This window comes from Salinicola sp. V024 (genome assembly GCF_052645315.1).
This window is the reverse complement of the sequence record NZ_JBQXYB010000001.1, coordinates 204,821-217,256: the sequence shown is the minus strand read 5'-3', so window position 1 is coordinate 217,256 and position 12,436 is coordinate 204,821. Positions and strand designations below refer to the sequence as shown.

Annotated in this window: 10 protein-coding genes; 2 read left to right on the top strand and 8 right to left on the bottom strand. The window is 63.7% G+C overall.

Going from position 1 to position 12,436, the window contains the following annotated elements; all coding sequences use genetic code 11:
• Window positions 1-62 precede the first annotated feature (62 nt).
• The gene (gene lgt, locus ACUN9V_RS00965) at window positions 63-869 is read right to left on the bottom strand and encodes a prolipoprotein diacylglyceryl transferase (RefSeq protein WP_445510000.1); all 807 of its coding nucleotides are present in this window, start codon (window positions 867-869) and stop codon (window positions 63-65) included.
• 38 nt (window positions 870-907) lie between these two features.
• A complete protein-coding gene (locus ACUN9V_RS00960; protein ID WP_445509999.1) occupies window positions 908-1,699 on the bottom strand; it encodes a sulfite exporter TauE/SafE family protein in 792 nt (263 codons plus the stop codon).
• A 299-nt stretch (window positions 1,700-1,998) separates the two neighbouring features.
• Between ACUN9V_RS00960 and ACUN9V_RS00955 the strand changes: the two genes are divergently transcribed.
• Window positions 1,999-2,814 (top strand): NRDE family protein, encoded by an 816-nt coding sequence (locus ACUN9V_RS00955; RefSeq protein WP_445509998.1) that lies wholly within the window; start codon window positions 1,999-2,001, stop codon window positions 2,812-2,814.
• Here ACUN9V_RS00955 and ptsP read toward each other — a convergent pair.
• Complete coding sequence (ptsP, locus tag ACUN9V_RS00950; RefSeq protein ID WP_445509997.1) at window positions 2,805-5,066, bottom strand: phosphoenolpyruvate--protein phosphotransferase; 2,262 nt, start codon at window positions 5,064-5,066, stop codon at window positions 2,805-2,807. The two genes, ACUN9V_RS00955 and ptsP, sit on opposite strands and share 10 nt — an antisense overlap.
• A gap of 271 nt (window positions 5,067-5,337) precedes the next feature.
• The gene (locus tag ACUN9V_RS00945) at window positions 5,338-5,838 is read right to left on the bottom strand and encodes an RNA pyrophosphohydrolase (protein WP_075562878.1); all 501 of its coding nucleotides are present in this window, start codon (window positions 5,836-5,838) and stop codon (window positions 5,338-5,340) included.
• Window positions 5,839-6,055: 217 nt separating this feature from the next.
• Between ACUN9V_RS00945 and ACUN9V_RS00940 the strand changes: the two genes are divergently transcribed.
• Complete coding sequence (locus tag ACUN9V_RS00940) at window positions 6,056-6,712, top strand: HAD family hydrolase (protein ID WP_445509996.1); 657 nt, start codon at window positions 6,056-6,058, stop codon at window positions 6,710-6,712.
• Window positions 6,713-6,873: 161 nt separating this feature from the next.
• On the opposite strand, the gene rsd is transcribed toward ACUN9V_RS00940, so the two are convergent.
• From rsd to ACUN9V_RS00920, 4 genes are all read right to left on the bottom strand, one after another.
• Window positions 6,874-7,389, bottom strand: coding sequence for a sigma D regulator (gene rsd / locus ACUN9V_RS00935; protein ID WP_075562774.1), 516 nt, complete (start codon window positions 7,387-7,389; stop codon window positions 6,874-6,876).
• 66 nt (window positions 7,390-7,455) lie between these two features.
• On the bottom strand, window positions 7,456-8,010 hold the full coding sequence (locus ACUN9V_RS00930; RefSeq protein ID WP_075562775.1) for a disulfide bond formation protein B: 555 nt from the start codon (window positions 8,008-8,010) through the stop codon (window positions 7,456-7,458).
• 138 nt (window positions 8,011-8,148) lie between these two features.
• Window positions 8,149-9,726 carry a glutamate--cysteine ligase gene (gene gshA / locus ACUN9V_RS00925; RefSeq protein WP_445510356.1) on the bottom strand — a complete coding sequence of 526 codons (1,578 nt, stop codon included), beginning with the start codon at window positions 9,724-9,726 and terminating at the stop codon, window positions 8,149-8,151.
• Window positions 9,727-9,935: 209 nt separating this feature from the next.
• The gene (locus ACUN9V_RS00920) at window positions 9,936-12,332 is read right to left on the bottom strand and encodes a Tex family protein (RefSeq protein ID WP_445509995.1); all 2,397 of its coding nucleotides are present in this window, start codon (window positions 12,330-12,332) and stop codon (window positions 9,936-9,938) included.
• Between the last annotated feature and the right edge of the window lie 104 nt (window positions 12,333-12,436).

Here is a 12,436-nt window from a genome sequence, read left to right as displayed (position 1 = left end):
ATTCTACCCCGCGCGACGGAAACACCAGCTGCGCCGGACATCCGCCGTGAGCGGAAGGGAGATTAGGGCGCGGCCTGTGAGGCGCGAGCGTCGTCGACGCCATTGTGCCGCGACCAGACGATCAGTGCGATACCGGCAAGGATCATTGGCAGCGACAGCAGCTGACCCATGGTCAGCCAGTCGAAGGCGATGAAGCCCAGCTGCGGGTCCGGGCGGCGGAAAAATTCCGAGAGGAAACGAAAAGCGCCGTAGCAGACCAGAAAGAGACCCGAGATGAAGCCACGCTGGCGCGGCTTCAGTGATGCCGTCCACAGCACCCCGAACAGCACGACGCCTTCCAGAAAGAACTGGTAGAGCGAGGACGGATGGCGCCCCTGCCCGCCCATTCCCGGAAAGACCAATGCCCAGGGCACATCCGTGACCCGCCCCGGCAACTCGTGATTGATGAAATTGCCGATGCGCCCGGCACCCAGCCCGATCGGGACCAGCGGCGCGATGAAATCCGTCAGCTGGAAAAACGCCAGACGATGCTTGCGCGCGAACAGCAGCGCCGCCAGCAGCACGCCCAGCAGACCACCATGGAAACTCATGCCGCCATCCCACACCTGGAAGATCCACAGCGGATTGTCCAGAAAGCGATCGAAACCGTAGAACAGCGCGTAACCGATTCGCCCGCCGAGCACGACACCCAGCGCGCCGTAGAACAGCATATCGCCGATATCATCGGGCTTGAGTCCCAGGCGATCGGCACGTCGTCGTCCCAACCACCAGGCGCCCACGAAGCCGATGACATACATCAATCCGTACCAGTGCACCTTGAGCGGGCCCAACGACACGGCCACCGGATCGATCTCGGGGTAAGCCAGCATGCTTTCTCCTTGGCTACGGGGTAGTCCAGATCGCCGGGTCAGCCAATGATCAGCTTGATTCCCACCACGATCAGCAGGAGGGCAAAGATACGTCGCAGCGTCCTGGCAGGCAATGCATGAGCCAATTTGACGCCTACCCGGGCCATCGGCACGCTGGTCACCATCAGACCGAGAAAGGCTGGCCACATCACGTAGCCGGTAGCACCGGCGGGCAATGTCATCTCGCCCCAGCCCACGATGACGTTGGTCACGGTGCCGATCAGCGCGATCGGCAAGCCAATCGCCGACGACGTACCTACCGCTTCCGTCATGCGACTGGTGAAGCGCGACAGCCAGGGCACCGACATCACGCCACCGCCGACGCCGAACAGCGTCGAGACGCCCCCGATGACCGCTCCGGCCAGGGTCATCGGCCAGCGCTGTGGCACCTGGCCCTGCGCAGCAGGCGGTCGCGACAGCAACATTCTCAGTGCCATCAGCACCGCAAAGACCCCAAACAATCGGGTCAGCGCATGCCCGGGCAGCGCCGAAGCTAACAGCACGCCGAGAATGCCGCCCACCAACAGCCCCGGAATCATCAGCCGCAGCCAGTCCTGACGCACGCTACCGCGCCGCCAGTGGCCCCAGGCCGAAGACGCGCCGGTGACCACGATCGTCGCCAGCGAAGTGCCGACCGCCAGGTGCGCGACAACCGCGGGGTCGAAACCCTGCGCCACGAAGGTGAAAACCAGGGCGGGCACGATGACGATGCCGCCACCGATACCGAACACTCCCGCCAGCAGGCCGGCGATGGCACCCACCAGCAGATAGATCACGACCGCGGTCAGCATCGAACGCTCTCCTTCCTCGCGAGGAAGCAATCGATCGAGCAAACTGGGAGAGTTACCGTCGACACTGCAACGGCCGGGGGGCGGGAAACGAGCATGAAGCGGTCCTGTAGAGAGCAAGACATAGGGTACGAACCAGGGTACGAACTAGCGTGCGAGCCTATGGCACGAGTCGGCGCGCGAGGCGCGTGCCAGTCGCTAGCGTGCTCATGTTACGCTGCCGCCGGAGTCGTGTCATGACGGCGACCGTTTCGCCTGACATCTCCTGTCCCTCCCCAGCTTCTTCCACTGGAGATCGTCACATGTGCCTGATCGTATTCGACTGGCAGCCGGACGCCGAAGTTAGCCTACGCCTCGCCGCCAATCGCGACGAGTTTCACCAGCGACCGACACGGGCACTGCACCGCTGGTCGGACGCCGAACTGATCGGCGGGCGTGACTTGCAGGCCGGCGGAACCTGGCTCGCGGCAACAGCGTCACGCGTGGCGGCACTGACTAACGTTCGAGAAAATCAGGCTAACGTTCGAGAAAACCAGGCCAACGTTCGAGAGGGTCTGACCAAGACGCCGCCAGGCGCGCCCAGCCGCGGTGAGCTGGTGCGCCAGGCGCTGACGGTCGACGATCCGGCCCGTTGGCTGGAAAACCTGGCCGCGCAAGGCGCCCGGCAATACGCCGGCTTCAACCTGCTGGTGATGGCGGGCGGGCGGCTCTGGGCGCTGCATCACAGCCGCCATGAGACGGTCTGCCGACGCCTGGATCCCGGCCTCCACGGGCTCTCCAACGCCAGCCTGGATACGCCTTGGCCCAAGCTCGTGCGGGCACGCGATGCGTTGCAGCAGGCGCTGAACACGCAGGATTGGCGAGCCGAGATGTGGAGATCGCTGCGCGATACCCGGCCCGCGCCGGACAGCGAACTGCCCGCTACCGGTATCGGTCGCGATCGAGAGCGGTTTCTTTCGCCCATGTTCATCGAGGGAGAGGAGTACGGTACCCGGGCAACCACGCTGGTAACGGTCTCAGCCGGGAACACCACCATGGAAGAGCAGCCATTCGGCCCCGGCGGCGTGCCCACCGGGGATATCGTCCGGCTGACGACGAACGCCGCGGATCAATCCTGAGGCGGCAGCAGGTGCCCGATCTGCCAATCGTTCAGTCGCTGGCGCAGGTGGGCTCTGACCACCGCCGTGGTGGGTAGCGAGAGCGTTTCCGATACCAGCGAACGCGCATCCCCGATGCTCACGCGCCGAATCGCCGCTCGTACCCGCGGCAGGCTGGGCGCGTTCATCGACAGTGCATCGAAGCCCATGCCCATCAACAGCAGCGCGCCGGAGGGATCACCGGCCAGCTCGCCGCAGACGGAGGCCGGCACGCCCAGCTGCCGACTCTCTTCGGCCAGGCGCGCCAGGGCGTTGAGTACCGCGGGATGGCAGGCATCGTAGAGGCCGGATACCCGCGCGTTGTTGCGATCGACCGCCAGCAGATACTGGGTCAGATCGTTGCTGCCTACCGAGAAGAAGTCGACACGATCCGCCAACGCCGCGAGCTGGTAGAGCGTTGCCGGCACTTCGATCATCACCCCGACCTTGGGCGAGGCGACTTCGATACCACTCTCGGCGAGTTCCTGGCGCGCCCGCGCCAGCAGACGAAGCGCCGTGTCCACTTCGTCGACACTGGTGATCATCGGCAACAGGATGCGCAGATTGTCCAGCTCGCGAGACGCCATCAGCATGGCCCGCATCTGGACCATCAGCACTTCAGGATGATCGAGTGTGACCCGGATTCCGCGCCAGCCGAGAAACGGATTGGCTTCGTTGATCGGGAAATAGGGTAGATCCTTGTCACCGCCAATATCGAGTGTGCGCATGACCACCGGCAGGGGCGCAAAACTGGCGAGCTGCTCGTGATAGAGCCGGGTCTGTTCCTGTTCGCTGGGGAAGCGCTCGTTCATCATGAACGGGACTTCCGTCCGATACAGTCCCACGCCGCTGACACGCGGCTTGAGCTGCGCCACGGCATCCACCGCCAACCCCGTATTGACCATCAACGGCATGTTGTAGCCGTCGGAGGTCTCGCTCGGCAAGTGCTGCTCATGTTCCAGCACCTCTGCCAGCGCCAGCTCCTCCTTGATCAAGCGTTCATAGCGCTTGGCCAGCTGGGCATCGGGACGCACGAACAGGCGTCCGCGGTGACCGTCGAGAATCGCCTTGGCACCGTTGATCCGCGGCAGCGGCAGGTCGACCATGCCCAGCACGGTCGGGATCCCCATCGCCCGCGCCAGAATGGCGACATGCGAATTGCTGGAGCCGCGGATCGACACCAGGGCGGCGAGCCGTCCCTTGGGCAGCTCACCCAGGGTTGCCGCGCTGATCTCGTCCCCCACCAGAATGGCGTTATCGGGATAGGTCGAGGGCGTCATCTCGTTGCCTTCCTGCAAGTGCGCCAGCACTCGACGTCCCAGATCGCGAATGTCGGTGGCACGCTCGCGAAGATAGCCGTCGTCGACCCGCTCCAGATACTGCGTGTGCCGGCGTACCACGTCGGCAAGCGCCCCCGGCGCCCACTGCCCTTCGCGAATGCGTTTCTCGACCTCGTTACCCAACGCCGCGTCCCCCAGCATCTGCTGGTAGACATCGAAGAGCGCCAGCTCCTGAGTGGAAATCCGGCTGGCGAGACGCGCCCCCGCCTTGCGAATGTCTTCACGGACGTGGGCCAGCGCGGCATGCAGGCGTGTGACCTCGGCGTCCGGGTCGGTCGGAATGAGGTCGGGAACACTATCCAGATCCGCCGGGGGCGCGATCACCACGATCTCACCGATGGCCATTCCGGGCGAAGCCGCCACTCCGGAAAACATCGCCTGGCCGTCGGGCTGAGCGCGGCGGTTGAGCGTGCCGGAGACCAGTGCATGGGCCAGCACGCCGGCCAGTTGCGCCGCCATGGTGACCAGAAACGCCTCGTCGCCTTCGTCGAAGCGGCGCTTCTCCTGCTGTTGAACCACCAGCACCCCCAGCATGCGCCGCTGATGGATGATCGGCACGCCCAGGAAACTGGAGAACCTCTCCTCCCCGGTCTCGACGAAATAGCGGAACTGCGGATGAGAGGGAGCATCCTCGAGGTTCAGCGCTTCCTCGCGCTGCCCGACGAGCCCGACCAACCCCTCGCCGAGACGCAGGGTCACCACACCCACCGCCTGCGTGCGCAGGCCGATGGTGTCCATCAGTACCAGTCGGTCGCGCTCGCGATCGAACAGGTAGATGGAGCAAACATCGGTGCGCATCGCTTTGCGGATGCGGCGAACCATGGTGGCCAGAGCGGCGTCCAGACTGCGAGCGCCGTTGACTTCCTGGACGATGCGGCGAAGGGTATCGAGCATGAGCCTTTTCTTGTGGGCGAGGAGATCCTCGTGATGGCATCGAGTGGGTGGCCGGGCCGACCCGAAACCGGCCCATGGACCGGTTTCGGATCAGGCGGCAAAGCCCGCGTTTATTGGCGACCCTTCAGTTTGCGCTCCTTCAGTTTGCGCTCCTTCAACTGGTGACCCTTTCAGTTGGCGACCCTACAGCCCGGCCTTTTTTATTGAAGACCGACTCTTTGAAGACCGACTCTCCAGAACGGGTTCGAGACCGGGTGGCTCCTTCGGCGATTCACAACCGCGCCATTTCCTCCAGCGAAAGACGATGAAAATCGGGTGCCAACTCTCGCAGCGCGCGCCGATAGACCTCGCGCTTGAACGAGACGACCTGCCCCAGAGGATACCAGTAACTCACCCACCGCCAGCCATCGAATTCCGGCTTGGGCGTACTATCGACACAAACCCGACTGTCGTGGCAGCGAATTTTCAGTAAAAACCACTTCTGCTTCTGGCCGATACACAGCGGTTTCGAATGCATCCGGACCATGCGCCGGGGGAGACGGTAACGTAGCCATCCTCGCGTACAGGCCACCACATCGACATCCTGGGATGTCAGCCCAATTTCTTCCTCGAGTTCACGGAAGAGAGCCTGATGGGGTGTTTCGCAGGCATTGATGCCTCCCTGTGGAAATTGCCACGCTTCCTGACCCGCCCGACGCGCCCAAAGCAGCTGGCCGTCACAGTTGGCAATGATGATGCCAACGTTCGGCCGAAAGCCATCGGCGTCTATCACAGCGTTCACCTTAGCTCAATCGTCGTTGGGATCATTCTTCCACAAAGCGAGAAAGGGCATCAATACACCTTAAGCCCACCAGCCGTAAAACCTTGAAATAACATCGTTAGCGAGCAGCGACATGGGCAACATGAGAGGAATTTGCAATACTGGCGATACTCTTTCGCACGGCCCGGCCGCCGCTACCACCCCTGACACACGACAACGGGAGTCCCTCTTGAGCCTGGCGATCTTCGATCTCGACAACACCCTGCTGAGCTGCGACAGCGATCATGCCTGGGGCGAATTCCTGATAGAACAGGGCGCCGTGGACGAGGACGCCTATCGGCGCGCCAACGATCAGTATCTTCGCGACTATCAGGCGGGCCAGCTGGACATCATGGCGTACCTGTCGATGGCGCTGAAACCGCTGAGCGAGCACAGCGAAGAACAGCTCGACGCCTGGCACCGACAGTTCATGGCCAGCAAGATCGAACCCCACATCCTGGCAAAAGGCGAAGCGCTGCTGGAATGGCATCGCCAACGTGGCGATTTCCTGTTGATCGTCACCGCCACCAACCGCTTCGTCACCGGCCCGATCGCCCGGCGCCTGGGGGTCGACGATCTCATCGCGATCGAGGTGGAACGTGAAGGCGGCCGCTATACCGGTCGAGTCGAGGGCATTCCCAGCTACCGTGAAGGCAAGGTCACCCGCGTTCGGGAGTGGCTCGAGTCCCGACCCACGCTGACCCTGGACGACGCCTGGTTCTACAGTGACTCGATCAATGACCGTTATCTGCTCGAGGAAGTCGCCACGCCGGTGGCGGTCGACCCCGATGACCAACTCAGAGCGCTGGCCCAGGAGCGGAGCTGGCAGGTGCTGTCCCTGCGCTAGACATCGGCATCATCCGCGCCGGGCGCTCCAGCGGCAGGCCAGAACGCATGAAGCCCCGGCAATGGCCGGGGCTTCATAACGATTCGACAGCAGGAAAAGAAAGCAGCAGAACGAAAGCGGGTCGATAACGGCGAGCAGAAAGATCCGCTCAGATGTTCCGCTCAGTCGGTCCGGACGGACTGGTCGTCCGCCGCCTGGCGTGCCGCCACGGTCGGCGCGTGTACCGCATGCAGACGACTGATCAGCTGATCCTCGAGAAGGAATCGTTCCGTCATCGTCGCACCCAGCTTCTCGAGCCAGCCGGGAAGACGATCGGTGTAGCGCTGGCAGCGTGATGGCGTGGCATATTCGGCATCGAAATCCAGCACCAGCTGCGTCGAGGCGTCGACTCGCGCCAGCAGCTTGTCGGCCACCGTCAGCGCCTCGCGATCCTCGAACGCCTTGGCTTCTTCGCGAAGCTGGGGATAGATCTCGAAGTGTCCGGCGCTGATGTAGTCCATCAGCGCTTCACTGAACGCGTCGATCCGAGGTTTGGACACCGCCGTGACATCGGCATCGCAGAACTCGCGAAGGTCGACCAGCGTCACCAGCATGTCGTAGCGCTGTTCCAGCCAGCGATCGATCAGCGCGTGGACGCCTCCCCAGCGCTCCTGCGCGGTCTTGCAATCTTCCAGCATGATCAGCCTCTCCCTGGTCCCGCGTGAAACTCGTCGCCGGCCGTCCGGCACAACGCCGACCCTGTTTCAGGACGCCTGCCCCATCGGTTCGCGAACCGTTTTGCCACTGTAGCGCACTCGGGACACGATCATCATCACCGGAATGATGGCCATGACGACGAAGCCCAGCAGCGTCCACTGCGGCAGCGTGACACCCCAGAACACGCCCTCCACGACCGCGCACTCGCCGGAACCGTGCAGTACGCGGGCCATCACGTCCCACAGCGGCAGCATGTCCATCATGTAGTCTAAGCCAGGCCCACAGCTAGGCACACTATCCGGAGGTAGGGTCTGCAACCACACATGTCGGCCAGCGACGACGATGCCGCCGAGTACCGCGATCAACGAGAGCACGGCGTAGACCAGACCGCCACCGCGCCCGGGATTGTGGATCGCGCCGATCAGGAAGACGATGCCCGCCGATATCACGGCGACGCGCTGAAAGATGCATAGCGGGCATGGCTCGAGGCCGATGCCGTATTGCAGGAAGAGCGCGACGGCCATCATGAAACAGCACATCAACAGGCCCAGCACACACCATCGGCGAGTGCTAGCCTGCGCCACCCAATGCTCGATTTTCATGTCCTACCCCAATCCATGCCGAATGGCTCGACGTTGACGGCTCACTCCGCAGCAGCCGGCCTCGAATACCGAACTCGACGCCGGGCTTGACGACTGCCGTCGAGCGCGATGAGTTCACTGACTTACGGGTTCACAGACTCACGCTGCGGAACGAGGTTCCCTCGCCCGTTGGAAATAGTCGGCGATGAACTGCGCGAACGAGAGGTGATCCTCGGCCTCGATGTCATGCTGCTGTTGATGCGACGTCTCGACCAGCTGCGCAAACAGCGAGGCGCGCGCCTCGTCCATCGGCGTCGAGCGCCACTCCTCGCCCTGCGACTTGGCCAGATCGGTCACCAGATCGGCCCATTCACCGCCATGCGCTTCCAGCGCCCGCAGCATCCGGGCAGATGGTGTCAGCTCGGGATCATCCAGACGCGGGGCGATCGCGGTGATGGCGGCGACATGGAGGTCATCGCCTTCGATCGCATCAAGCAGCTCGGCGACCTGGCGCAGCCCTTCGATGATCTCGTGCCCGCGGGTGCGCAGTGGCACACGACGTTCACCGATCTGGAGCTCGAGCTCCGGATCGCGCCCCCGCTCGACCACCAGCCGACGATTGTCGTCGAGGCGATCGCATTCTTCATCCGGAATCCACGGGCTCTCGGAGAGCAGGCACCACAGCAGGAAGGTATCCATGAAACGCATCTGCGGCTCATCGATGCCCAGCGGCAGAAACGGGTTCAGATCGAGACAGCGCACCTCGATATATTCGACGCCGCGCGCCTCGAGGGCCTGCGTCGGCGTCTCGCCGGAACGCGCCACACGCTTGGGCCGGATGTCGCTGTAGTATTCGTTCTCGATCTGCAGAATATTGGCACTCAGCTGACGCCAGTCGCCGTCGACCTCGACGCCGATGCGACGATAATCGGGCCACTCGGCGGAAATCGCATGGCGCAGGGTACCCACGTAGTTGGAGAGCGAGTTGAAGCATATCTTCAACTGCTCCTGCACCTTGTTCTGATAGCCCAGATCGGACATGCGCAGACTGGTCGCGTAGGGCGCGTAAAGCGTTTCCTTGCCCAGCGACTGGAGCTTGTCGCAGCGATTGTCGCCACCATCCTTGCCCAGAAAACTGCGATCCAGCGCCGGAGATGCTCCGAACAGATAAAGCAGCAACCAGCTGTTGCGGCGGAAATTGCGGATCAGGTCGAAGTAGCGTGTCGAGCGATAACCCTGCAGCGATTCGTCCTGGCGTCCCTCCAGCTCCTGCAGCAGCGGCCAGATATCATCCGGCAGCGACACGTTGTAGTGAATCCCCGCAATCGACTGCATGATCCGGCCGTAACGCGCATCGAGTCCCTTGCGGTAGACGTGCTTCATGGTGCCGACGTTGGAGGTGCCGTAGTCGGCAAGGGGGATGCTGTCGTTGCCGTCGAGGCGCGCCGGCATGCTGGCCGGCCACAGCCACTCGTCCTTTCCGTCGAGCTGGCGATAGGTGAAACGAACCAGGTCTCCGAGAAACGACAGCGCATCGCCGGGACGACAGTAGACCGGCGTGATGTACTCGAGCAACGCTTCGGAGTAATCGGTCGTGATATGCGGGTGGGTCAGCTTGGAGCCCAGGGCGTGCGGATGGGCGGTCTGCACGATGGCGCCCTTCGGGTCGACACGCAGCCCCTCCTTCTCGATGCCTCGCCGCAGACGGCCAAGCAATCCCTTCTGGGCCGGCGCCATCAGATGGCCGACATTCTTGGCGAGTTGATCAGACACGCTCAACACCTTATCTCATGGGGAGAGTTACGCTCTCCCGTTTTGTCCGTGCGTCGACGGCGCCAGCAGAAGTCATTTTCCGCCGGCCCCGCCTCGGGCCAACCTCCATTATGGAGTCGACGCCGACGCTTTCAAGGCTAACGATTTCGACGAGCCTCAACTCCCGCTCGTTTTCAGGTTCGCCGCTGCGCCTTGCGTAACGCCTCGGCCATCGCTCCCGAGGGCGGCGCGGCCTGACGATCACTGCCCTGGCGCGAGGGCTGATGCCCGCGATTCGCGTTGCCGTGACGGGATTTTCCCCCGTCGGTGCGACGCTCGCCAGCGCCCTTTCTGTCATCAGCGCCCTTCTTCTCGCCGGGCGTGTCGCCGAGTCGCATCGTCAAGCCGATGCGCTGACGCGGCACATCGATCTCCATCACCTTGACCTTGACGATGTCGCCCGCCTTGACCACCTGACGCGGATCATCGACGAACTTGTCAGCCAGTGCGGAAATATGCACGAGTCCATCCTGATGCACGCCGATATCGACGAAGGCGCCGAAATGGGTCACGTTGGTGACTGCGCCCTCCAGCAGCATGCCGGGTTCCAGGTCGCCGATTTTCTCGACGCCCTCGCGGAACGTCGCCGCCTTGAACTCGGGCCGCGGGTCACGTCCGGGCTTGTCCAGCTCGGCCAGAATATCGATCACCGTCGGCAACCCGAACGCCTTGTCACCCTCTGGCGCGTCATCGACATAGTCCGACGGCTTGAGCGACTTGAGATAGCGGCTGTCCCCGATCAGCCCGCGCAGTTCGCGGCCGTTGCGCTCGGCGATGCGCGCCACCAGCGGATAGGCCTCCGGGTGAACGGCGCTGGCATCGAGCGGATTCGCGCCGTTCATGATGCGCAGGAAGCCGGCGCACTGCTCGAAGGTCTTGGGCCCCAGCCGGTCGACATCGAGCAGCTCCTTGCGAGTCCGAAAGGGTCCTTCGCGATCCCGCCGCGCGACGATATTGTCGGCCAGCATCGTGCTCAGGCCGGAGACCCGAGCCAGCAGCGCGCTGGAGGCCGTGTTGAGATCCACGCCCACGGCGTTGACGCAATCCTCGACCACGGCTTCGAGACTGCGGGATAGATTCACCTGGGAGACATCGTGCTGGTACTGACCCACGCCGATCGACTTGGGGTCGATCTTGACCAGTTCGGCCTGCGGGTCCTGAAGGCGCCGGGCGATCGATACTGCCCCGCGAATCGAGACGTCGAGATTGGGAAATTCCCTGGCTGCCAGCGCGGATGCGGAGTAGACCGAGGCGCCGGCCTCGCTGACCATCACCTTGGCGAGCTGACGTGGCGCCACCCGCTTGACCAACTCGGCGGCGAGCCTGTCGGTTTCACGGCTGGCCGTGCCGTTGCCGATCGCCACCAGCGTCACCTCGTGCCGCTCGACCAGCTTGACCAGCGTGGCCAGCGCCTCGTCCCAGCGCTTCTGCGGCGCGTGCGGGTAGATCGTCGCGTGCTCGAGAAAACGCCCGGTCGCATCGACCACGGCGACCTTGCAGCCGGTGCGCAAGCCGGGATCGAGCCCCAGTGTCGCTTGCGGCCCGGCCGGCGCCGCCAGCAACAGGTCCTTGAGATTGGCAGCAAAGACGTCGATCGCCTCCTGCTCGGCACGCTCACGGAGCCGCCCCATCAGCTCGGTCTCCAGATGGGTGTAGAGCTTCACCCGCCAGCTCCAGCGAACCACCTCTTTCAGCCAGCGAGAGGCCGGCTGTTCGGCGCCGAGACCGATGCCCACGTGGCGCGCGATCGCCACCTCGGCCGGATGAATCGGGGCGTCGTCTTCGCCGGCCATGGCCAGCGCCAGCGACAGCACGCCCTCCTTGCGTCCACGAAACATCGCCAGCGCCCGGTGAGACGGGGTCTTGGCCAGGCCCTCGTCATGCTCGAAGTAGTCGGAGAACTTGGCACCTTCCGCCTCCTTGCCCTTGACCACACGGGCGCGAAGCTGGCCGTCTTCCCACAGTCGTTCACGCAGACGGCCGACCAGCTCGGCTTCTTCGCTGAAGCGTTCCATCAGGATCTGCTTGGCACCGTCCAGCGCAGCCTTGGCATCCTCGACACCACGGCTTTCGCCGGTGGCACTGTCGATGAATGCAGCCGCCTCGCGTTCGGGGTCTAGACTCGGGTCGGCCAGCAGGTGATCCGCCAACGGCTCGAGCCCGGCTTCCCGGGCGATCTGCGCCTTGGTGCGACGCTTCTTGCGATAAGGCAGGTAGAGATCTTCCAGCCGCTGCTTGGTCGTTGCCTTGTCGAGATCGGCGCGCAGCGCAGGCGTCATCTGGCCCTGCTCTTCGATCGCTTGCACGATCGCCTCGCGGCGCTCTTCCATCTCGCGCAGATAGCCGAGGCGCTCTTCCAGCGTGCGCAACTGGGTATCGTCCAGGCCGCCGGTGACTTCCTTGCGGTAGCGGGCGACGAAGGGAACGGTGGCGCCGCCATCCAGCAGCTCGACAGCGGCAGCGATCTGATTGGCGCGGACACCGAGCTCGTCGGCGATCAGCGCAATGATTGCGGTTTGGGTGTTGGACATGAAAACCATCGCGATGGGTAGGATCGCGCCACGTTAGCACACAGCCGAGAGCGGCTCACACCTCGAAGACGGTGAAGTGTCGGAAAGCAAACGGGGATGGCCCA